The sequence below is a fragment of the Agriterribacter humi genome (assembly GCF_009192765.1).
GTDB classification, from domain to species: Bacteria; Bacteroidota; Bacteroidia; order Chitinophagales; family Chitinophagaceae; genus Agriterribacter; species Agriterribacter humi.
In genome coordinates, this window is the sequence record NZ_VOHQ01000009.1 from 32,891 (window position 1) to 55,989 (window position 23,099).

Genomic DNA, 23,099 nt, shown 5'->3' on the forward strand with positions numbered 1-23,099 from the left:
ATGATGAGACTGACTTTATCCCAAGCAGCCCTTTTGAAAGAATGTTTAATGGTTCCGGCGGTACTTTTTGCAACCGTGGCAGCATCACAAACCTCCTTACAAAAATTATATCCTGTACCTTTTTCAGATGTAACCATCACGGATCCGTTCTGGAAGCCGAAAATGGAAACCGTAGCCACCGCTACGCTTGATGCCTGCGTAAATTACACGCAGGATAAAACCGGGCGAATCCGCAATTTTGAAAAAGCGGCCAAACGCTCCGGCAGGCATGAGGGCATATATTACGATGACTCTGATGTGTATAAAGCCATCGAAGCCATTGCCTATTCCCTGAAAAACTATCCCGATGCCGGACTGGAAAAAAATACGGATGAATGGATTGACAAAATCGCCGCGGCACAGTTGCCGGATGGTTACCTGAACACCTATTATATCCTTACTGATATTAGTAAGCGCTGGACGGACATGGAAAAACACGAGGATTATTGTGCAGGCCATCTTATTGAAGCAGGCATCGCTTATTACAACACAACCGGCAAAAGCAAGCTGCTGAATACGGCCATCCGTTTTGCAGATCATATTGATTCTGTTTTCCGCCAACAAAACCGGCCATGGGTAAGCGGTCACCAGGAAATAGAATTAGCGCTGATGAAGCTGTATCATCATACACAAAATAAAAAATACCTTGAATTATCAAACTGGTTCCTGGAACAGCGCGGGCATGGAAATGGAAGAGGCGTGATATGGGATCAATGGAAAGATCCGGATTACTGCCAGGATGGACTACCGGTAAGGGAGCAACGAAAAATAACCGGCCATGCGGTAAGAGCCATGTACCTGTATACCGGCGCTGCGGATGTGGCAGCCGTTACCAATGATGCGGGATATATTACGGCCATGGATTCCATTTGGCATGATGTAGTATTCCGTCATATGTACATTACCGGTGGCATTGGCGCACAGGGAACCAATGAAGGATTCGGTAAACCCTATGAACTGCCTAACGCCACCGCTTATTGCGAAACCTGTGCTTCCGTGGGCATGGTATTCTGGAACCAGCGTATGAACATGCTTTCGGGAAATGCAAAATACATTGATGTGCTTGAAAGAAGCTTATATAATGGCGCCTTAGATGGCTTATCGCTATCAGGTGATCGCTTTTTTTATGGTAATCCCCTGGCATCTTCGGGTAACCATAACCGGAGTGAATGGTTTGGAACAGCCTGTTGTCCCTCGAACATTGCCAGGCTGGTAAGCTCATTGGGCAATTATATATACGGAACTTCAAATGATGCCGTGTGGGTGAATTTATTTGCCGGCAGCCATACAACAGTACAACTGAACAATAGCAAAGTAGATCTTACCATGGAAACCGGTTATCCCTGGAAGGGAAATGTAAAGCTGCTGGTATCACCCACCAAAAAACAGAACTTTGAACTGCGCATACGGATTCCCGGCTGGCTCTCAGAACCTGTTCCGGGTGATCTGTACAGGTATGCCACACCGGAAAAGGAGATTCCGGCAATACAAGTGAACGGAAGCCCTGTTCCATACGATATGGCAAGCGGTTATGCTGTTGTAAAACGGGTTTGGAAAAAAGGCGACATTGTTACGATGGACCTGCCAATGAAAGTAAGAAAGATTGTAAGCAACCCGGCCGTTAAGCAGAATAAGAACCGGGTAGCGCTTCAATACGGACCCCTGGTATATTGTGTGGAAGGCGCCAATGACGAATTTGATGCAGGAGGAGTAATCGTTCCGGACGGTACTACATTTGAAATATCGTATGAACCTTCTTTACTGGGTGGCGTGAATGTATTGCGCTTTGATGCGCCCGTAGTAACAGTAAATAAGGACAGCTTATCGGTAGCTACGTTTAGAAAAAAAATTACAGCCATCCCTTATTTTAGCTGGAACAACAGGGGCGCCAATGATATGCAGGTATGGTTGCCATCCGGCATTCAGCAAATAAGTATAAATGAATAGCCCTGCTTTATACAGCGCAGCAGGGGCCCGTTATGGATTTTTGGCGGTCATTGCGCCTCAGCACAACGGGTAACAGATAACAGCGCCACAGGAGGAAAAAAACATGACCAAACCAGAGAATATATCTTCCAGAAACCAACTGGGTTTTTTCTCTGTTACCATGATCGTGGTAAGCCTGGTTGTTGGCATGGGCATATTTGGTACGCCCGCTAATGTAGCTGCCTCTTCAGGCTCAGCCTGGATTTTTTTTGCAGCATGGGTGGCAGGCGGCCTGGTTGCCTTATGCGGAGCGCTCACTTATGCAGAAATAGGTGTACGGTTGCCGGTAATGGGTGCTTACTATAAGGTTTTTTCCACCTGCTATCACCCCGTGGTAGGATTTACTGTAAATGCGCTTATTCTTATCAGCAATGCAGCATCACTGGGCATTGTATGCCTCATTGGCGCCGATTATGTAAGCGACCTGCTGTTTGGCCAACCTTCGGGAATAGTATTTAATATCTTAGTTTCTATATCAGCGGTTTTTATTTTTTATATCGTGAACCTGTTTGGTTTGTATACGAGCAGCCTGACGCAAAATATACTTACGGTAATTAAAATTGCGCTTATTGTTTTACTCATTGCCAGTATGCTGAAAGGAGTAGTGGTAGAGCCCCATGGCTATATTGAAGGCGCCCGGCTATACCAGTTTAAAGACAATCACTGGCTCACTTTGTTTTTGGCGAGCATGATACCGGTTAGCTTTTCTTACGGAGGTTACCAGCAAACCATCAATTTTGGCAGTGAAATAAAGGATACACGGCTTTTACCCAGAGCCATTGTAACAGGTATTTGTATTGTTATCATTCTATACCTGGCGCTCAATGTCGCTTATACGGAGGTCATTGGCTACGATAAAATGAAAAACGCTTCCGCCATCGGAGCACTGTTGTGCGAAGCATGGTTCGGTACAACAGGTGCAAAGGTTTTTGATGCATGTATGTTCCTTTCGGTGCTGGCTTATGTAAATATTATATTGATGAGCAATCCCAGGGTAATGTACGCCATGAGCGGGGACAAGGTTTTTCCTTCAATATTTTTACGCAGGCACTCCAAAACCCAGGCGTTGGTTCCCGCACTTACCGCTTTTTCATTAGCCACCATTTTCATTACCTTCTTTGGTAAAAGTGTAGACAGCATCCTGGGGTTCACTATGTTTTTAGACAGCATTGGTATGAGTACTTCTGCAGCCGCCCTGTTCTATTTAAGAAGAAAGCAGCAAAAGGATGCAGTTCGGGGCAAATGGACAAAACTTACACCTTTCTTAACCGTTATTTTCGTATTGTCGTATTTTGGAATTGCGGTTGCTGTAGTTATCAGCAAACCCCTGGCCGCCGTTACCGGAATGTGCCTTTTGCTGCTATTGGCCGCGATCTATTTTATTTTTTATTACAAAAAGAAACAATAAGGCGTATGGATCTTTCCTACATCATTAATGAACTGGGCGAAGAACGGGAACAATATTTTAATGCTGTTGCTCCACCCATTATACAAACCAGCAATTTCACTTTTAAAAAAGTGGATGAAATGCGTAAGCTGTTCAAAGATGAATACAGCGGCTACATTTACAGCAGGGGGCTGAATCCCACCATTGATATTCTCCGGAAAAAATTAGCGGCGCTTGATGAAGCCGAAGACTGCCTGGTGTTCAACAGCGGCGCTTCAGCCATATTTGCCTCAGTATTGGCCAATGTAAAAGCAGGCGATCATATCGTTTCTGTTGAAAAACCTTATTCATGGGCGCAGCACATGTTTAATGTGATACTGCCACGTTTTGGTGTAACAACTACTTATGTAGACGGCACACAAATAGAAAACTTTGAAAGAGCCATTTTACCCAACACTTCCATCATTTACCTGGAATCGCCAAACTCATGGAGCTTTGCACTGCAGGATTTAACTGCCGTTGCGGAATTGGCCAAAGCGGAAGGTATTATTACCATTTGCGACAACAGCTATTGCACTCCTTTATATCAAAAACCATTAATCATGGGCATTGATATCGCGTTGCAATCGGCTACAAAATACATAGGCGGTCACAGCGATGTAGTGGCGGGCGTATTAACGGGGCGCCGCGAAATGATGGCTAAAATATTTAACAGCGAGTATCTTACCGCAGGAAATGGCATTTCGCCTTTTAACGCATGGCTGCTGATCAGAGGATTAAGAACCCTTCCCATACGGCTGCAAAAAGTAACGGAAAACACAAAAGTGGTGCTGGCCTATCTGAAAGCGCATCCAAAAGTGGAATCTGTATTGTTCCCGCACGATGAAAGCTTTCCCCAGTATATTTTAGCGAAGCAGCAAATGAAGGCTGCCTGTGGTCTTATATCATTTTATCTGAAGGTGGAAAAGATTGAAGATATTGTGAAATTTTGTGAAAGTCTTAAACATATACTCATGGCCGTTAGCTGGGGCGGCTATGAATCTTTAATTATACCCGGTTGCGCTTCGGTGACTCCTGAAGCATATGATATAAATCAAAAACCGCAAAGGATGCTGCGGCTGTATATAGGACAGGAAGAACCTGATTATATCATTCAGGATATAGACCAGGCGTTAAATAATACATGAAGGGTTTTGTCAAATCTTTTTTTAATTGAATATTTGTAGCCTAAACAGAAAATTTGACGTCATCCAAAAGGCAGGCTTCCTGCCATGGTATATTATAAATTTGTTTCATGAGAAGATTACTATGCTGTCTGGTTGTACTAACAATCTTACTGGTTAATCAAATTGCCAATGCTCAAACGAATGAAAAATGGGGTCTCCGGCGGTGCGTGGAATATGCCCTTACCAATAATGTTTCTGTAAGACAAGCTGATATACAGGCGCGACTTTCAGCTATTGCGCTTAAACAAAGCAAGCTTCAGCAAATACCTTCACTCAACTTTTCCGGTAACCACGGTTTTTCGTTTGGACGTTCATTAGATTATTCAACCAATGTATACACCGACAATAATGTAATGTACCAACAACTGGGATTGAACGCCCAGGTTAATTTATTCAATTGGAACAGCCAGAGAAATGCCATAAAATCAAACGATTATAATTACCAGGCTGATGCAGCCGCAATAGACAAAGCAAAAAATGATATCGCTTTGAATGTAGCCCGTCAGTATCTGCTCGTGCTTTTAGATGTTGAACAGGCCGAGGTAACAGATATACAATTAAAGCAAAGCCAGGCGCAATATCAAAATACACGCAAGCAGGTAGATGCGGGAGCATTACCGGAATTAAACGCGGCGGAATTAGAAGCACAGGTTGCCAGGGACAGCGCCAACCTGATCAGCGCCCTGACACAGATAGAAGTAGATAAACTTACCCTGAAAGCCCTCATCAATCTTCCGGCCGATGCTGCTTTTGAGCTGGAAGTACCCGTAATAGAACAAATACCGGTAGATAATATCCTTGAAATTTCACCCGCAATGGTGTTCAATATGGCTATAAAATCGCAGCCCCAGATTAAAGTGAATAATTTGCGCCTGCTGGCATCCGAAAAAAGCTATGCGTCTGCAAAAGGAAGACAATATCCTTCCATTTCAGCATTCGGACAGTTAGGAACAGCTTTTAATAGTTCTTTTAAAGCAATAAACCAGGTTAACCTGGGTGATCAACCCACACCAGCCTATATACTTAATGGTACAGATAAAGTGTATGTGTATTCGCCACAGGCAGGTGTTGTAACCAGTAAAAAGAATTTTGGTCAATTATGGAATGGATATGGCAGCCAGTTGAAAAATAATTTCGGACAGGGAATAGGTATTGGCTTAAGCATTCCCATCTTTAACGGATGGTCGGCACGTGCGGATATAGAAAGGGCGAAATGGGATATTAAAAACAAAGAACTGGCAATCGAACAGGATACATTGAAGTTAAAGCAGGATGTATATACTGCTTACAACCAGGCGCTGGGGTCCTTTCATACATTCAGTGCAAGACAAAAAGAGGTTGCCATTGCTGAACGTTCCTTTGATCTCGCTTCCAAAAGATATGATATTGGCGCCATGCAAACTATTGAATGGCTTACCAATCAAACCAATTTATACAATGCAAGAATAAATACACTTATTGCCCAGTATGATTATGTATTTAAAATGAAAGTACTTGAATTTTATAAGGGACAGGGCATCAGGTTATAACTTCTAAACAACAACACATGAATAAAAAGCTGCTGTGGATCATTATTAGCCTCGTAGTATTGGTAGTATTACTGGTAGTATTGAAAAAGAACGGTGTGATAGGCAAAGAAGAAGGAATAAAAGTTTCTTCCGAAAAAGTAATACGCAGAAATATTACGGAAATTGTAACGGCAAGTGGTAAGGTATATCCCGAAATAGAGGTGAAGATCAGTCCCGATGTTTCAGGTGAAATAACAGAGCTGAATGTGGAAGAAGGCGATAGCGTAAGAAAAGGGCAGATACTGGCACGCATATACGCTGATATTTATGCTACGCAGCGCGACCAGGCTGCAGCACAGGTTGCCGGCCAGCAGTCGCTGGTATCTAATGCAGAGGCGCAGTTAGAAGCATTGAAATCTTCACTTGAACTGGCAAAACTTACCTTCGACAGGCAAAAGCAATTGCTGGACGATAAAGTAATTTCAAGAGCGGAGTTTGAGCAGGCAGACAATACCTTAAAAACGGCCCAGGCCAATTATGAAGCCGCATTGCAGAGCGTTCGCAGCAACCAGGCCCAGGTAAGAAGCGCTACAGCCAATTTGCAAAAAGCCAATAAAGACCTGAGCCGGACGGCCCTGATATCACCCATGACAGGCGTAGTTTCTTTACTGAACGTAAAAGAAGGTGAAAGGGTAGTAGGTAACTCTATGATGGCGGGAACTGAAATGATGCGCATAGCAGACATCAGCGTATATGAAATTAGGGTAGAAGTAGGTGAGAATGATGTTCAGAAAATTGACCTGGGCGATACCGCTATTATTGAAGTTGATGCTTATAACAACCGAAAATTCAACGGCATTGTTACTCAAATCGCCAGCAGCCAGAAAGGAGCAGCTTCGCAAACCGCATCTTCAGCCATTTCCAGCACAGATGTTACAAACTATGAAGTAAGGATCCGCATCGTTCGCGACTCTTATGCAGATCTTTTTGATCCCTCCAGACCTAAAAAATTTCCTTTTCGCCCGGGTATGAGCGCCAGTGCCGATATACAAACCAAAACGCACAGGGATGTGCTTTCTGTTCCAATTAATGCAGTAACCACACGTGATAAGAAAGATACCGCCAGTGAAGGCGCTAAAACTAAGGATGTTAAAAAGCCAGACAATGCTGCCGCAGAAAACAATAATGCGAACGGCGATAATGTACCCGTCATTGCATCAGATGACCTGCTGGAAGTAGTATTTGTTTTGCAAAAAGACAATAGCGTAAAACTGGTAACGGTAAAAACAGGCATTCAGGACATTAATAATATTGAGATAGTGGATGGGTTGAAAGAAGGTGATGAAGTAATTACGGGACCTTATACCATTGTAAGCAAAACACTCAAAAACAAAACAAAAGTAAAAGTAGTTCCCAAAGAACAATTATTTGAAATAAAGAAATAAATGGAGTTTGAAAGTTTATTGTTTGTTGTTTATGATGGGATGTATTCAAAACTATAAACAATAGCCGCATTTTAAAAGTTTGAGGCCTACTTTTGAGGCTCAAATTTTTTTTATGCAGTTTGGTATTATCGGCAGCGGAAGCTGGGGAACGGCGTTGGCAAAAATGCTTACAGACAATGGAATGCACATTAACTGGTGCGTACGCAACGATGCAGTAGCAAAACATATTCTGAAAAGACATCACAATCCCAATTACCTTCAATCCGTATCTTTTGATGCAGGCTTGCTTTCCCTGTTTACCAATCCCAGGGAGGCTTTTAATACGTCAGATCATATTGTTATCGTTACGCCCTCTGCTTATGTAATACAACAGTTTACCGGTATTACTGCCAAAGACCTGGCAGGGAAAAAAATCATTTCCGCCGTTAAAGGAATTTTACCGCAGCAGAATCTGCTGCTAAATGATTACCTGAAAAAGAAGTTCGATCTCAGCATTGACAACTATTTTACCATTATGGGACCATGCCATGCCGAAGAAGTAGCGGCTGAACGATTATCCTATCTTACTTTTTCAGGAACAAAACAGGCGGCTACAAAAGTGATTGCCGGCAATTTCGCTACCCCTTATATCAATACCATTATTAATCATGATATATATGGTGTGCAGTATGCCGCCGTACTCAAAAATATTTACGCTGTTGCGGCGGGCATGGCGCACGGACTGGGTTACGGTGATAATTTTTTAAGTGTGCTGATCGCTAACAGCGCCGATGAAATGGCAGGTTTTTTGCGCAAAGCGGGTATACGCAATATAAAAGTAGGCGTGCATACAGCGGCGAGTGCGCTGCAGCAAAAAAAGTCGCCCAATTATGCCGCATCGGTTTATTTAGGCGATCTGCTGGTAACCTGTTATTCGTTGTTCAGCCGCAACCGCACTTTTGGCGCCATGATCGGCAAAGGTCATTCCGTTCAGTCTGCTCAAACAGAAATGAAAATGGTGGCCGAAGGATACAATGCGGGGCGCAGTATTCATGAACTGAATAAAGAAATCAGGGCGGATATGCCCATCGCGGAAAACATTTACCAGGTATTATGGAAAAAGCTCTCTCCGCGTATTGCATTCAAGTATATAGAAGACAGCCTGGTATAAAAATTATAAATCAATATCAAGAATAGACATGCCGGGTTTAATATGTATTCCTTTTAAACCCACAGACTCAGCACCTTCAATATTTAGAATGGAATCGTCTATAAAAACCGTTTTTGAAGGATCAAGGTTATTTTCTCTGATGATATGCTCATACGATTCCTTATCGGGTTTGCGCATGCCTAATGTATGTGAGTAATAGGCTTTTTCGAAATGATCGTCAAAAACATTTCCATTGAATGTATCTGCATATGCTTTTCTGAAATTTGTTAAATGCAGCGCATTGGTATTGCTGAAGAGGAATAAACGGTATTTGTTTTTTAATTTGTTCAATAAGGAAATCCGTTCTTCAGGAAAATGGCCAAGCATTGCATTCCATGCGGCTATAAGGTCATCATCCGTTAAGGGTAGTCCGGCCAATTTTTTCAGGGATCCCAGGAATTCGGCATCCGTTATACTACCCACTTCATATTCTTTAAAAAAAGAGGAAACATTGCCGCTGCGGAAAAGCGTGTTGTAATCTTTTACACCCAAAGCTGTAAAATGTTGTTCGGCGCGGGGCATATCCAATGTAAGTATAACGCCTCCCAGGTCGAAGATCAGGTTTTCAATATTTTGCATGGGCTAAAATACGGAGGATTTTATAAAAATATGTATTGCAGCAATCGTGACCGGTTCTTCTTCTTTTTTCTATACTTCTTTTCGTAACCAACATGTTTCTATTTCCATCCTGTTGTGGGGTAAATATTAATGCGGAGGAGGTGGCTTTATATTCAGTACTAATGATCTGTTTCCGTCCCCGCGTCTCCGGTCAGGCTGCGTGAAACAATGCCCAAACAATGTCCCTTTTTTCCAATTTTGTTTTGCAACAACCAAATACTTTTGTTCTTATTATTTAACTAAATGTATGAACATGAATATTCCAAAAGGTCACCAGCAGTTAATGCCTTATTTGATATTAGAGAATCCCAGGGATTTTATCCGCTTTGCTTCAACTGTGTTTGACGCCGTGCCCGGCAATGAGCATTTAAGGGATGATGGCGTTACCATTATGCATGCCGAATTAAAAATAGGTGAATGCACTATTATGTTTGCGCAGGCCACGGAACAATGGACTTTACAAACAGCTAACCTGTTTATATATGTTAATGACGCCGATAAAAGCTATGCAACAGCGCTTGAAAGTGGCGGTATATCAGTAATGGAACCGGCAGACCAGAGTTACGGACGCGCCTGCGGCGTAAAAGATCCTTCGGAAAATACCTGGTGGATCACAGGCGTACAATAAAGATTCATAAACGCATCAACAAATGAATGCACACGGAAATGCATGAACGCTATAAATGGGCAATAGCCCTGCTCAACATTCAGGCGGATGATCAGGTACTTGAAATTGGCTGTGGCACAGGTATTATGGCCGAACAAATTGCCATGCGGCTAAGGAGCGGAAGGCTTCATGCTATTGACAAGTCGCCGGCGCAAATACAAAAAGCCATAATGCGCAATCAAAAATATATTCAATCCGGCAAAGCGGTATTCAACACCATGGCGCTTGAAGCAATGGATGAAACCGAACGCTTTGATAAGATAACCGCCTTTAACGTAAATGTATTTCTCAAACCTAACCCACCGGCATTACGGTTGATCCGGCAAATGTTGAAGGTGAACGGAAAGCTGTTTGTATTTTATCAGCCGCCGTCTGAAAAAAGTGAAAGTCTTTGCGAAACAATAAAATACGCTTTGAAAGCAGGTGGCTTTGAAACTGAGAAGGAAATGATAAGATCAATGCACCCTGCTTCAGCAGTATGTGTAACAGCAACTGCAGATCGCTAAGAAGCGTGGGAGACCTGCTTTGTTTCTTTCTGCCGGTAGTACCACTCCAGCGCCTTTATGTTACTGCCACAGCTCTTCATGCTGCACCAGCGCCGTTTGCCATTTTTTGTAGTATCTAAAAACAACCACCCGCAATTGGAACATTCTTTTACACGATCAAGCCTGTTGCCCAGCAATAATTCGTAAGCATCCTTAACCACAGGCGCTGTAATGCGTTGCAGGCTGTCGTTTGGTAAATTCCAGCCTGCACGGTATTCGCCCTGCTTCGCTTTCAGATTTATGAACGAAAAATGATCAGCTATATAAGCATTAAATTTTTCAAGGTCGGCATTACGGGTTGCGTTTCCCTGGCTTATTGTAAAGAACATGTCGTACAGCAGTTCCCTGAGGCTAAGTGCATAAGTAAAAAACTGGTCGCTTTTTTTAAGATTACCGGGTATACTGCGATTGAGCAATGTTTCCGATTTTTTATCAACCAATCCAATCTTCCCCGCCCATGCTACGAGGTCTATAATGTGGTGCAGGTAATCCGGCACAGGCTTTTTTTTACGATCATGCACGGTATTAACAAAATCCAGGCATAGTGTTCCCCCGTCAAATTGAATATGATCTATCCGTTCATTTCTTTTCAATACAACCTGCGTCATTACAAATAAAATTGTTACTTTACCGTCTAAATACATTTAAACAGTAATACAAATGTAGGTAAAATATAGATAAGCGATACATGGAATATACTACCATCCAACCTTCTGCTCATCTTGCAGACATCGTGAGGCATTTCTGGATATTAGAAAGCCGGGGAGCCTATACTCATTTTTCCATGCCTGATGTGTGCTCCGAACTGATATTTCATTTCCGGGGAAGCTTTACTGAGCTATTGAATGATGGCAGGGAACAGCCATCTTTTACAGCCGGTGTGCATGGACAAAGCCGGCAGGCCAGAAAATTTGAGATCAATTGCGGCTTTGGTATTTTGGGCGCCTACCTGTATCCACAAGCCATCCCTTTATTGTTTAATTGTTCCACACCTGAAGTAAGCAACCAGATGGTGAACCTGGATCTGCTTCTGGGAACGGAAGGCAAATTGCTGGAAGATGCTATTGCAAGCGCCGCAGGCAATACTGAAAGAGTAAAGCTTTTGGAAGCATTTATAAGCAGGCAGTATAGCCGGAAAGATAAAAAAATATTACCTGTTTTCCGCACCATTCAAACCATCATTGACCAAAAAGGCCTTGTAAAAATAAAAGATATAGCCAAAGGAGTCTTCCTTTCGGAAAGGCAATTCAAGAGGCAGTTTTATCAATATGCGGGATTCAGTCCAAAGCTGTATGCACGCATCGTACGATTCCAATCTGCAATGGCATTATACGGTCAAAAATGCAAATCGCTTACAGCTATCGCACTTGAATGCGGCTATTATGATCAATCGCATTTTATCGGTGACTTTACTGAATTTGCCGGCATCTCACCTAAAACCTTCTTTTCGGGCAAATCCTGTGCAACAGCATGGAGGGATACAGCCATTGAGATTTCTGATTTCTGATTTGAGATTTTTCCGGATCAGCAGTCAGGCCTCAGCTCCAGGTTAGCTATTAGATTCTTATGATTTGAGTTAAAAACTACAAACCATAAACGTATAAACCATAAACTTTCCTCAATAGGTTCCCCTGTATAAATTATCGCCCTTCATTGGAGCTGCTCTTTTTAGAGGTATTTGAAGACCGCCGGTTTTATCGAGCCAGTTAAACAACTCCGTTTTCAGCTGCATGCCTGTTTTTCTATATGCCGTATCGCGGATCAGGTTGTTCATTTCATAAGGGTCATTTTTCAAATCATACAGCTCGTTAATATCCCACACGCCATTATAATAAATATACTTATAGCGATCCGTTCTTACTGCAAAAGTGGTAGGGGTTTGGGGAAAAGCCTGTTCCCAGTAATACTCATAAAACACTTTATCGCGCTGCCAGTCCGCTGTCTGCCCCTTTAATAAGCCTGCAAAAGAATAGCCCTGTATCTGCGATGGTTTGTCAATACCCGCCAGTTGCAGGAAAGTAGGTGCGATATCCACGTTCATGATCACCTGTTCCAGTACCGATGAAGGTTTCACCATGCCGGGTGCCCATACCAGCATGGGAACCCGCATAGATTCTTCATACGCATGTCTTTTATCTATTAATCCATGCTCTCCAAATGAAAAGCCATTATCACCCATATATACAACCATGGTGTTTTGTTCCTGCCCGTTCTCTTTTACCCATTCCAATATTTTCTCAATGCTGTCATCCACCGCCTGCAGCGTTTCGAGGTAGCGCCGGTAAAAATCATCAAATACAATAGTGCCATGGTACATATAATCCACACCATGCCAGCTATACCGCTGGTTGCGTACCCATTGGGGAATATCGCGGTAATTTACTTTTGTTTGAGGAGCCGTAACGGTGCCGAATGTTTTGCTGCTATCCGTTACCGTTAAATACATGGAAGGCGGGCTAACCACAGGAATACCGGCATACTTTCCTTTGTGCCTTTTGGCAGGGTAAAATTCGGCGTGCACACCTTTGTGCGACAAGTAAAGAAAAAAAGGTTTGCTTTTATTGGTTTTATTCAGCCAGGCAACGGCATAATCTGTCAAAAGATCAGTAGTATATGCGCTGTCAGTATGTTCTACCTGTTTACCATTGATATTAAATACGGGATTGTAATATACACCCTGGTCGCGGAAGCTGATCCAGTAGTCGAAGCCCGGCTGGGGATTATCATTATTGGTGGCGCCCATATGCCATTTTCCCATGAACGCAGTTTGATAGCCTTTCTGCTGCAGGTATTGCGGAAAGAATTTAAGGCCGCCGGGTAACGGAGAATTGTTGTCTACAACGGTGTGGGTATGCGCATACTGACCGGTTAATATGGAGGCCCTGCTGGGAGAACATAAGGCCGTAGATACAAATGCATTCTTTATATGCATCCCTTCCCGTGCCATCCGGTCCATGCCCGGTGTTTGCAATCCCTGTATTTTATTCATGAAGCCCATAGCATCGTAGCGGTGATCATCTGCCAGAATGAAAATGATGTTCATGGGTCTTTGCTTTTCCGGTTGCGGGAACGCCCGATTTGCGGATGCGATAAACAGCAGCAATAACAGAAAACGCATATCGTTCTTTTTTAAGTAAATTCAGTTGCCCTATTTTTTCAGCAATCGTCATTTTGCTCATCAACGATGAAACAAAAGCGTTCATCTTTGTTTGCTGAGCAACAGTTTGCATCTGTGCTGTAAGCGGCAGGTAAGCACGAAAGTAATAATAGTAAGGAGGAGTTTCATAAGCAACTATTTAATGACTATAAAAAAGATTGCTTCACTACAATGCTGCTAATGAAAATTACTTCGCAACACAGTCTTCCCTTCTCATCTTTTTCCTTTCACTTCTCAATTCTGACTTCTCACTTTTCACCTCTAACTTCTCACTACTCATCCATTTATTTCAGGTAAGGTCCTATCGCCTTTTGCCAAATTGCATATCCGTTCTTATTCATGTGCAGCATATCCTCAACGAATAGTTCTTTCCGGGGCTTGCCATTGGCGTCCAGCATTAAATGATACGCATCAACATACACGGTTCTCTTTTGCTTCTTCAGAAATTCCTCTATAGCCCAATTGCCTGCATCCATTTTAGGCATCAGGTGTTCCCGGCTGGGACTGGGTTTCATGGAAACATACAACACCGGTATTCTGGGATATTTATTCCTGATCATTGTGAAGAATGTAATAAATCTTTGGGCAACCGTTGCAGCACTAACGGTATCGGATGCGGCGAGGTCGTTTTCGCCACAATAGATCACCACCTGTTTGGGATCATAGGCAAAAACAATATCATCCGCATAACGGATCAGATCGGGCAGGCACGAGCCGCCAAAACCGCGGTTAATAATAGTGCGTTGTGGGAAATATTCCTGCACATCTTTCCAGAAGGTAAACGATGAACTGCCAATGAACAGAACAGCCTGCTTTGGAGGGAAATGGGCGCTGTCGAGTTTTTTGAAATGCTGTATATCGTTATAGAAAGGGGGTTGCTGAGCATATACAGTTGTTACAGCAAATACAATAAGGAGTACAGTAATGATCCTGGTTATGATTTTCATTCGTAAGTTATTAATAATTTCAAAAATACAACTGGTTCCGGCTTTGGCAGCGATTATAATCAAATGATATACCTCATTTATATAAGGTTAAGTTATTGAAGGTAACCCTTTCTGTTAATTAAGTTGCGCTGAGGGTCTTCATAAAGAGCCATTATGAGCAGCTATGAAACCCTGGCGTTGAACGATTCGCCAGGGCCGCTCTTCTCACGTTGCCCTGCTGTGGAGACCCCATCGAGTCCCAAATCACAATACAAAGCAGACCTGTGCCAGTCTTTAGAATGTCCATGTTATAGTAATTTATACTTACTCCGCTTTTATCAGACTGCCTTTTTGCGATACCCCGTTTTCATTGATCGCCTCTATGTTAAAGTAATAAGGTTTCTGGCTGTCCATTGCCTTAAACCAATACTCATTGGCATTGTGCACCATTATGCAATTGTACAATTTATCCGGCGCGGTGCCGTAATAAATATTGTATGCATAAGCATTATTTACCGGCCGCCATTTGAGCCAGGCGCTTCGTTTATCCTTTTCAGTACGCAATACAATAAAATCTTTTACCGCTTCAGGCTTTGCTCCAGCGCCTTTTCCAAAAACCCTTAACCCGCTGATGGCAAACTTACCGGTAGGCATGTGTATATTTTCAGCTTAATGAATCTCGCCTGTACAGGAGTTGCCAGTTCCACGTAATCATGCGGCACATCTTTTTTATTACCGCTTTTATCTATCAGGATTTTCCATTTTTTGCCGTCTTCTGAATAATACATTTTATACTGGTGATATACCCCCAATAATTTACCGAGGAAACTACTGTCCACATCCTGGTCGGCATAATTAACCTGTATGGCATTAACGGTGTTCACTTCTCCCAGATCGGTTTGTATCCACTCTTCTTTATTTGCGGTGGCGGCGCTCCAGTAGGTCTTAATGCTTTCATCCACCGCGTTATTGGCGGTATAACTACCCAGGGTAGACGAAACTGTAACCGGCTTATTATAATTCAATAACATCCAGCCGGCAAAATATGCCGAAGGGGCGGCACTCTTTATAGTGCTTTCAACGGCAGTTGCATCGGGCAGGTAATGCGGGTAATCGCCAAAAGCCGTATTACAAAACATCACATCATCTTTATCAAATCCTGCGGGGCAAATGCTGATCCTTCTTTCAAGATTATTTTTTACTGACAACACGGTTGTTGACACATGCCAGTAATTGTTCCCCTTATCCTGAAAAGTAGCGCCATGGCCCGCACCCCGTGCAAATCCGCCAGGCTTATAACTGAAAGGATCGCTTTGTGGGGTGAAAGGTCCCAACGGATCGTCTCCTACCACAACGCCATCTGCGTAACCGCTGAACTCCGTACCCGGGGCTCCGTACTGCAGGTAATATTTACCGTTATGCTTAGTCATCCATGCCCTCAAAATAAATAATCAATTTCCATTATCCCCCTGCCTGTTATATAGTTGGAAGCACTGGAATACAAATAATCTTCAGGCTCTGCCACCCAACCCGCTTTTACAGGATTGTTATGGATATAGTCAAGCTTTGTCCTTAAAAACTTTTCTGTTACAATTTCTTCCGGATGATTTGTACCTGTCCATATTTTATACTCTTTATTTTGATTGGTTTGCTGCGCATGAAATTGAAACATACGCAGCAGCCATTCTCTCCTGCTTTCATTTTCGGTTTGTATGGCATGAATGAATTCCTTTGTGCAAAAGGATTTAAAATCCCTGACCGTATCACTCAGTTTTCCACACTCAGACTGCCAGATAACATGCATATGATTCGTCATTATTACATAAGCGCCTATCGAAAGCTGTTTCTTTAACCTGCAATGCTGCATGTTTTTTACCAAAATGTCCCTGTAACACTGGCGGCTGAACAAATCTATCCAGTCTACAACAGTAAAAGTCATAAAATGCAATCCGTGCTGGTTGCGAATTTTATAGCCATCAGCGTTTTCGTAACTCATAGGTGGTGTTTTTAAGGTGGTTAATGATCCGCATCGCCAGAGGCGATAACAATATCGTGTGAGGCGATGACGCCTCACAAAGCGTTTTTCATACAGCGTTGTATTGCATGCAGCACAATTAAAGTGTTGTTTCATGGTTTTTATTTTAAGCGATGAATAAACCTTGTATCTATCTGCGGCTCATCACATCATTTGAAGGCTCATCGTACAAAAGCGCACACAACGAGCACCTGAACAATATGTTTGCGACTCTGCGGCTAGCTATACATCTATTTACTTCTTTTTCCTTTGAAGCCATTCAGCAACACTCCATTTTCCGGAACCTGAAAAAAAGAAAACCAATCCCAGCAGCACAAATAAAAAAGGGTGCTGGTCTTCGTACCATATTTTTCCGTTACCTACGTAAAAAGCAATATACAGCATGGTGGCTATTAACACCAGCGAAGCAAGACGGGAGAATAACCCGATAGTCAGGAATATGCCCGCCAGTAATTCTGCACTCTTGCCAATGTATACCACAAATAAGGGTGAGGCAAATTTTTTAAAAAAATCCCATTCCGCATATCCTTTTATCTTACCGGCATCAAAAACTTCCCATCCATGGTAAACCATTAATAAACCTACGATGATGCGGATAAAAGCAAGTCCGCTTTGCTGTGCAACAGGCGAGGATGAAAGTAGCTTTACCATAACCAACATTTAATGTTGTAATAATTTGTATTGCTATACCACCGGCCATTTAAAAACAGATTGCAACTGTATTTTTTTACCCGTATTGCCGGAAGCCCTTGCCGCTTCTATTACTTCCAGTACATGCAATGCATGTTCGGCAGCTATCAGCGGTTCTTTGCCGGTGATGAGCGATTCTGCAATAACACTTGCCCCCTGCTGCCATACATAGGTCCCCGGGTCGGGTAAGTGCCTTACCGGTGGCTCGGTAAATGAAGTAGCCAGATCCACACCAAACGGCGCCCAGTCATATCCGATCAATCCCATATTGCCCTTTGTTCCCCAAATGGTGATCGTAGGATTTTGCTGTCCTTTTCCCTCATGGCCGTATGGATCAAAATAATTGAATCCACATTGCACATGTGAAATAACACCTTCACCATGATCCATTAACAGCATGGTATTGTCTTCTGCTTCTACTTTTATCTTTCCTTTATTATCTACCGTCCTTTCAGAAGTTACAATACTGGTCATGGCCATTACATGTTTTGCAGGACCAAGTAATCCTGTTAAAGTGGCAATATTATATACGCCAAGATCGGGCAAGCTGCCGCCGCCCTTTTCATAAAAGAAGGCCGACCATGTGGGTCCCAGGTGACCGTAATGTGCATGTGCGCTGGAAATCTTTCCTAATTTACCTTCACGGATCGCCTGCGACATGAATGCAAATTGCGGGCTGTTAACCACAGCCGGTGCGCCCCATATCCGCAGGTTTTTACTTTTAGCCAGATCCAATAATGCTTTCCCCTCTTTATAGGTGTTTGCCATAGGCTTTTCGCTCCACACATGCTTTCCGTTCTGCAGCGCCTGCTTATTAAGCCGCCCATGTTCCTGCATATCGGTGAGCGTTATCAGCAAATCAAAAGGAGCGCCAGTCAATTGCTGATCTATATGCGGGTATTGATGGGGGATATTGAATTCCTGTGCTCTTTTTTGAGCACGGGAAAAAACAATATCGCATGCACTTACCAATTCCACAAAGGGCGATTTTGATAAATGTGGTAAGTACACACCGGAAACGCTGCCGCAACCTATTACAGCCACTTTAATTTTCTTATCCGGCATTGTAAGTGCAAAGCCCTCCAAAGCGGATAACAGCATTGCGGCGCCGGCCATAGCAGTATGCTGCAAAAATTGTTGACGGGTGAAGATTTTCATAACAATCGTTTTGCGTAATTTAATAAATATACTTGTTAAAGAAACAGGGAATTATATATCAGGTATCAGCATAAGCCGGAACCAAATCACAATAACAAGAGCGATAAAGTACAGTTGGTTCGTGCTCACCATTACAGGCAAAATCCGAAGCCGTGAAGCAATGAACTACGGAGACAGAGTGACACAGAGAAGCACACAGGAGGTGGTAACTCACTACTGACCACTCACTAAGCCTGAGGATTGGAATGATCGTAGAAAAATAAAATTACATTGACAAAACCGCTTAGCGATGACATTCTTGCTAAACCCGAACTCAGGTCATTAATAATAATTCGGCAAAACCAAAAGCAGATATTCTTATCCACACTTCTCCATCCTGTAAAATGATCTAAAACGTCCGGTGGTCTCTGCTTACCTGCGGCAGGTAAGCAGCTCCGCGGGAGAATTATCGGGTAGCATAGGATTGACATAACAATAGTTATCGTTAATGATTAATTATTGTATCTCGTACTGCTCTCCGGAATGCAATCGAGCGCCTGTTAGCTTGCAAAGAATAAGCAGCGCCTGTGATATTCCTATATCTTTTCTGAATGAAGCAGATATTCTCATTTGCTGCAGCTCTTTATTTGTAATGTCAATTTTTACATTATAGATTCTTTCCAGGTCGGCCACAATATCTGTAAAAACCTCATCGTCATAAATCATATCCCCCTGTTGCCAGGCAGCTACCTTGCTTACTGCAATATTTTTTTCGGCAATCTTTTCTTCTTCATTATCAATTTTAACCTGCTGTCCTTTGGTGAGCGTTGCCACAATACTTTGATTGCGCTTAACATTTACCCTGCCCTGGCTCACTGATATAATCACTTCCTTTTGGCCCGGGTACGCTTTTATATTAAAAGAAGTACCCAACACTACGGTAGATACTTTGCCTGTATGAATGATAAAAGGTTTGTTTGCCGCATGCTTCACTTTAAAAAAAGCTTCGCCACTAAGCAATACTTCTCTTCTGCCGCTGTTAAACTCGTCCGGGAATTCAAGCGAACTGGCCGCATTCAGCCACACTTCAGTACTATCGGGCAGCAACAGGTATTTCTGTTCGGAACGCTCACTGAATTTTTTGATTAAAGAAATGGCCGCATTCCGGTGGGCGCCATTACTGCCGGACATATCTTTCCGCATTAGCCATAGCGCAGCCGATACCATTAAAATAGCGGCCAACAGAACAACCAATACCGGAGTTTTAATCTTTTTTTTGAGCACTGTTTCTTTCCCCGCTGAAGCACTCCCCTGATCAGGCTCTGTAAGTATCAGCCGGCCACTTTCATCAACATAGGTAAAGGAAGGATGGTTTTTCCGGATGTCATCGTATATTTTCCTTACCATGCGTTTCAACGGCGCCTCGCTGTTACGGGCATTCCGGATATAATAAAACAATTCTTCAAGCTCTTCCTGAGAGCACTTGTTGTTTTCATACCGGCGAAGCAGGTATCGAATTCTTTCTTCCATTGCACAAATATTCTCTTATTATGTATTGACGAAACAACACACAATAGTTCCTATTGGCGAAAAAATTATTTTAAAAAAACAAAGAAAACAATTTCATTGTGCGGGTAAGAAAGTTCCTGACGGAGCGCATAGCAGTAAAAAGCTGGTTCTTCACCGTGTGCCGGGAGATCTGTAATTCATTGGCGATCTGGCAGTAATTAAGGCCCTGTTCTTTACACAGGCGGTATATGCGTTTGCGCTGGGGGGGCAAATGACAAATGGCTTTTTCAATAATCTGGTTATATTCCCTGGAGGATACAGTGTCTTCTGTTTCATTCATCATATGCTGCATATTGGTCCACAATGCATCCCTCAATCTTTTATCGGCAGCGGTTTTACGCAAAAAATCAATCACTTTATTCTCGGTAAGCCTGTATAGCCAGGCATCCATATTGGCGATAGTATGTATATGACTGCGGTGCTCCCACAGCTTTAGAAAAACTTCCTGAACAATATCCTTGGCGTACTGGTCGGATTTGGTAAGGGTTAAAGCAAGCGTATACAGCTTGTATTCGTGCCGTTTAAAAATATCCGTAAAACGAAGTTCCAGCGTGTGCTCACTACTTTGGGTGGTCATGAAACACCTGTTTTGGGTTTAATCAATCCGATCATTTATTTTTTTAAAAATAACGAAAAAATGATACGCTTTCCTTTTTTGATATGTATTATTCTGTATTTTCTAAAATTGGGTCTTTGAACCGGGTACAACAACCTGCCTATTCGTGGATGGCATGCGCATAATACAGTTCTTCACTATTATCCTGCATCTCATACAAAGAAGCGATGTGCCTGCTCTTACTTTGGTCATTGTGCTTTGTTGTTGAACCAGGTACAGATTACAGGATACAACATGCAGATCTACCGCTGACGCTCTCTATTTTTGAAATACGTTTGGTATTTTCCCTGCCCTGCGGCCAAATTCTTTTTTCCTATCTTCATATGCTACTTACCAAAATACTGTGAAAGAGAATACGGAATATATCATTGATAAAACCGTGCTTGCTAACATTGCCAGGGGTAATGAGGAGGTATTTGCAAAATTTGTACATGGGTTATATAAAAAACTTTTCCCGCTCACCGTTTCGCTTATTAAATCAGCATCTGAGGCCGATGATATCCTGCAGGAAGTTTTTTTAAAAATTTGGCTTCACCGTTCATCTCTCACCACTATAGAAAACCCTTTCGGGTGGATATGCAGAATAATAGCAAATACAGCTTCTAATCATTTGAGGTCAAGGATCAGGCGCGAGTTAAACATACACAGGTTTAATAGCCAGGTACCTGTTGTTGAAGAGATCGAGGGTGAGATAGATGCGAAATTTACCCAGTCTCTGATTGATGAAGCTGTAAGCCTGCTGCCTCCAAAAAGAAAGCTTGTGTTTTTATTAAGCAAAAAAGAAGGGCTTAGCCGAAAGGAAATTGCGCACAGGCTAAATATTTCTGAGAATACTGTCCGCAACCAGCTAGCAGAAGCGATACATTCCGTTTACGAACATCTTAGCCACAAGGGAGACGCTATTATTCCTTTTTTAGTTGTGCTGCATTTTTCCTGTATTTTTTTTGAATAAGCAATAGTACATCCTGCTACGATGCGGTGTCAGTAGTATTGTGAACAATAAGATTAACATTAAATATTTATTGCAGGGGTATATTACCAATAGTCTTACTGATGCGGAAAAATCGCAGTTACTGAAGGCGTTGCTCAATCCTGAATATATAAAGGAGTTTGCAGAGTTGATCCCTGTATTGTATAATAAAGCCTCAGAAGAAGACATAGTATACGATGAGGAAAAGGTTGAGATGATGATTCAAACCATTTTGAAAGGCAATACATCTCCGGGAGAGCCATCAGCATTAAACAATAAATATTTAAGGGATACTGCTGCTGTTTCAATTCTATGTTCAGCAGAGGAGCATGTTCAGGTAAACTTAAAAGACAGATTTTTTCTTTTCTTAAGGAACGGTTGGGTGCGTTATGCTGCCGCGGCAGTTTTTCTTGGAAGTACAGGCTTATATGGTTATTACCGTACCGGTATCTTTTCAGCAGCCACTGTAAAGGAGGTTGCTGCTAAACAAACTGATCCTGCAAATGATGCTTTGCCTGGTTCTGATAAAGCGATACTTATTTTGAGCAGCGGAAAAAAAGTACTATTGGATGCTGCTGTGCAGGATGTGATTACGGATGAAGGAGTGTCTATACACAATAATAACGGATCGCTTAACTATGGTAAATCAAATATTGTAGCCTACAATACCATGGAAACGCCCAAAGGCGGTCAGTACAAGTTGGCATTATCCGATGGTACAATCGTATGGCTAAATGCCGCGAGCAGTATTACTTATCCTACATCTTTCCCTGGAAAATCACGTGTGGTAAGCATTACGGGAGAGGCTTATTTTGAAGTAGCCAAAAATGCCTCAAAACCATTCACAGTGAAGACCTACAAAGATGAGATCACCGTAAAAGGCACATCGTTTAATGTTAACAGTTATCCTGATGAACCGGGCATTAAAACTTCCCTGCTGGAAGGATTGGTAGAAATCAATCAAGCGCTTTTAAAGCCTGGCAATGCATACATCTCCGGCAAAATAATAAAAGCCGATCTGGGCAAAGAACTGGCATGGAAAAATGGTGTATTTAACTTTCATCACGTAAAGCTGGCAGACGCTATGCGCCAGATTGCCCGGTGGTACAATGTAGATGTACGCTATGAAGGGAATGTAGGAGAGATAGAGCTGGGTGGAGAGATTGGCAGAAATCTTACACTTAAGCAATTGCTGAACGGACTACAGGATAAGGATATTCATTTCAGTTTGGAAGACAGGCTACTCACGGTTTCACAATTATAGATTCCCCCCTGGATAAAATAGTGCTAACTATAAAAACTGTATAATAAAAAACCGGACTCTGCTCGCAACAGAATCCGGAAAATTTCAGGCTAACTCTATATAAATTCCGGTTGAACAGACAATTT

Annotated in this window: 24 protein-coding genes; 11 read left to right on the forward strand and 13 right to left on the reverse strand. The window is 42.5% G+C overall.

Annotated features, from left to right (window positions below; genetic code table 11):
* From FRX45_RS15265 to FRX45_RS15290, 6 genes are all read left to right on the forward strand, one after another.
* The gene (locus tag FRX45_RS15265; RefSeq protein ID WP_226805402.1) at positions 1-1,986 is read left to right on the forward strand and encodes a glycoside hydrolase family 127 protein; all 1,986 of its coding nucleotides are present in this window, start codon (positions 1-3) and stop codon (positions 1,984-1,986) included.
* 103 nt (positions 1,987-2,089) lie between these two features.
* Positions 2,090-3,433, forward strand: coding sequence for an APC family permease (locus FRX45_RS15270; protein ID WP_152269314.1), 1,344 nt, complete (start codon positions 2,090-2,092; stop codon positions 3,431-3,433).
* A gap of 5 nt (positions 3,434-3,438) precedes the next feature.
* Positions 3,439-4,599, forward strand: a complete 1,161-nt coding sequence (locus FRX45_RS15275) for a trans-sulfuration enzyme family protein (protein ID WP_152269315.1) — start codon at positions 3,439-3,441, stop codon at positions 4,597-4,599.
* Between the two features lie 107 nt (positions 4,600-4,706).
* Entirely contained in the window at positions 4,707-6,167 is a 1,461-nt protein-coding gene (locus FRX45_RS15280; protein ID WP_152269316.1) for a TolC family protein, read from the forward strand.
* Positions 6,168-6,184: 17 nt separating this feature from the next.
* A complete protein-coding gene (locus tag FRX45_RS15285; protein WP_152269317.1) occupies positions 6,185-7,591 on the forward strand; it encodes an efflux RND transporter periplasmic adaptor subunit in 1,407 nt (468 codons plus the stop codon).
* A gap of 112 nt (positions 7,592-7,703) precedes the next feature.
* A complete protein-coding gene (locus FRX45_RS15290; RefSeq protein WP_152269318.1) occupies positions 7,704-8,741 on the forward strand; it encodes an NAD(P)H-dependent glycerol-3-phosphate dehydrogenase in 1,038 nt (345 codons plus the stop codon).
* Positions 8,742-8,744: 3 nt separating this feature from the next.
* Here the strand turns inward: FRX45_RS15290 and FRX45_RS15295 are convergent, their stop codons facing one another.
* Entirely contained in the window at positions 8,745-9,359 is a 615-nt protein-coding gene (locus tag FRX45_RS15295) for an HAD family hydrolase (protein WP_152269319.1), read from the reverse strand.
* A 292-nt stretch (positions 9,360-9,651) separates the two neighbouring features.
* Here FRX45_RS15295 and FRX45_RS15300 point away from each other — a divergent pair, with 292 nt between their 5' ends.
* Both FRX45_RS15300 and FRX45_RS15305 read left to right on the forward strand, forming a co-directional pair.
* Complete coding sequence (locus FRX45_RS15300) at positions 9,652-10,026, forward strand: VOC family protein (protein ID WP_152269320.1); 375 nt, start codon at positions 9,652-9,654, stop codon at positions 10,024-10,026.
* Between the two features lie 38 nt (positions 10,027-10,064).
* Positions 10,065-10,571 carry an SAM-dependent methyltransferase gene (locus tag FRX45_RS15305; RefSeq protein WP_193311719.1) on the forward strand — a complete coding sequence of 169 codons (507 nt, stop codon included), beginning with the start codon at positions 10,065-10,067 and terminating at the stop codon, positions 10,569-10,571.
* Here FRX45_RS15305 and FRX45_RS15310 read toward each other — a convergent pair.
* Positions 10,568-11,218, reverse strand: a complete 651-nt coding sequence (locus tag FRX45_RS15310; protein ID WP_193311720.1) for a CGNR zinc finger domain-containing protein — start codon at positions 11,216-11,218, stop codon at positions 10,568-10,570. The genes FRX45_RS15305 and FRX45_RS15310 overlap by 4 nt on opposite strands.
* 80 nt (positions 11,219-11,298) lie before the next feature.
* Between FRX45_RS15310 and FRX45_RS15315 the strand changes: the two genes are divergently transcribed.
* Positions 11,299-12,117 carry a helix-turn-helix domain-containing protein gene (locus FRX45_RS15315; protein WP_152269323.1) on the forward strand — a complete coding sequence of 273 codons (819 nt, stop codon included), beginning with the start codon at positions 11,299-11,301 and terminating at the stop codon, positions 12,115-12,117.
* A 111-nt stretch (positions 12,118-12,228) separates the two neighbouring features.
* On the opposite strand, the gene FRX45_RS15320 is transcribed toward FRX45_RS15315, so the two are convergent.
* From FRX45_RS15320 to FRX45_RS15360, 11 genes are all read right to left on the reverse strand, one after another.
* On the reverse strand, positions 12,229-13,653 hold the full coding sequence (locus FRX45_RS15320; RefSeq protein WP_226805403.1) for a sulfatase family protein: 1,425 nt from the start codon (positions 13,651-13,653) through the stop codon (positions 12,229-12,231).
* Positions 13,625-13,840: a hypothetical protein gene (locus FRX45_RS15325; RefSeq protein ID WP_152269325.1), complete on the reverse strand. Its 216-nt coding sequence runs from the start codon at positions 13,838-13,840 to the stop codon at positions 13,625-13,627. Before FRX45_RS15325 ends, FRX45_RS15320 begins: the two co-directional genes overlap by 29 nt.
* 211 nt (positions 13,841-14,051) lie before the next feature.
* A complete protein-coding gene (locus FRX45_RS15330; protein ID WP_152269326.1) occupies positions 14,052-14,714 on the reverse strand; it encodes a GDSL-type esterase/lipase family protein in 663 nt (220 codons plus the stop codon).
* A gap of 303 nt (positions 14,715-15,017) precedes the next feature.
* Positions 15,018-15,347, reverse strand: coding sequence for a fibronectin type III domain-containing protein (locus tag FRX45_RS23600; protein ID WP_226805404.1), 330 nt, complete (start codon positions 15,345-15,347; stop codon positions 15,018-15,020).
* A complete protein-coding gene (locus tag FRX45_RS15335; RefSeq protein ID WP_226805405.1) occupies positions 15,314-16,123 on the reverse strand; it encodes a discoidin domain-containing protein in 810 nt (269 codons plus the stop codon). Before FRX45_RS15335 ends, FRX45_RS23600 begins: the two co-directional genes overlap by 34 nt.
* Positions 16,124-16,131: 8 nt before the next feature.
* Positions 16,132-16,689 carry an REP-associated tyrosine transposase gene (locus FRX45_RS15340; protein WP_152269327.1) on the reverse strand — a complete coding sequence of 186 codons (558 nt, stop codon included), beginning with the start codon at positions 16,687-16,689 and terminating at the stop codon, positions 16,132-16,134.
* Between the two features lie 273 nt (positions 16,690-16,962).
* Positions 16,963-17,379, reverse strand: coding sequence for a DoxX family protein (locus tag FRX45_RS15345; RefSeq protein ID WP_152269328.1), 417 nt, complete (start codon positions 17,377-17,379; stop codon positions 16,963-16,965).
* Positions 17,380-17,412: 33 nt separating this feature from the next.
* The gene (locus FRX45_RS15350) at positions 17,413-18,576 is read right to left on the reverse strand and encodes a Gfo/Idh/MocA family protein (protein ID WP_152269329.1); all 1,164 of its coding nucleotides are present in this window, start codon (positions 18,574-18,576) and stop codon (positions 17,413-17,415) included.
* Positions 18,577-19,071: 495 nt separating this feature from the next.
* Positions 19,072-19,962, reverse strand: a complete 891-nt coding sequence (locus FRX45_RS15355; RefSeq protein ID WP_394350031.1) for a FecR family protein — start codon at positions 19,960-19,962, stop codon at positions 19,072-19,074.
* 5 nt (positions 19,963-19,967) lie between these two features.
* A complete protein-coding gene (locus FRX45_RS23850; protein ID WP_394350032.1) occupies positions 19,968-20,090 on the reverse strand; it encodes a hypothetical protein in 123 nt (40 codons plus the stop codon).
* A 65-nt stretch (positions 20,091-20,155) separates the two neighbouring features.
* Positions 20,156-20,701: an RNA polymerase sigma factor gene (locus tag FRX45_RS15360; RefSeq protein ID WP_152269331.1), complete on the reverse strand. Its 546-nt coding sequence runs from the start codon at positions 20,699-20,701 to the stop codon at positions 20,156-20,158.
* A gap of 382 nt (positions 20,702-21,083) precedes the next feature.
* Here FRX45_RS15360 and FRX45_RS15365 point away from each other — a divergent pair, with 382 nt between their 5' ends.
* The gene (locus FRX45_RS15365; protein ID WP_193311721.1) at positions 21,084-21,692 is read left to right on the forward strand and encodes an RNA polymerase sigma factor; all 609 of its coding nucleotides are present in this window, start codon (positions 21,084-21,086) and stop codon (positions 21,690-21,692) included.
* A 40-nt stretch (positions 21,693-21,732) separates the two neighbouring features.
* Positions 21,733-22,974, forward strand: coding sequence for a FecR family protein (locus tag FRX45_RS15370; protein ID WP_152269333.1), 1,242 nt, complete (start codon positions 21,733-21,735; stop codon positions 22,972-22,974).
* Positions 22,975-23,099 lie beyond the last annotated feature (125 nt).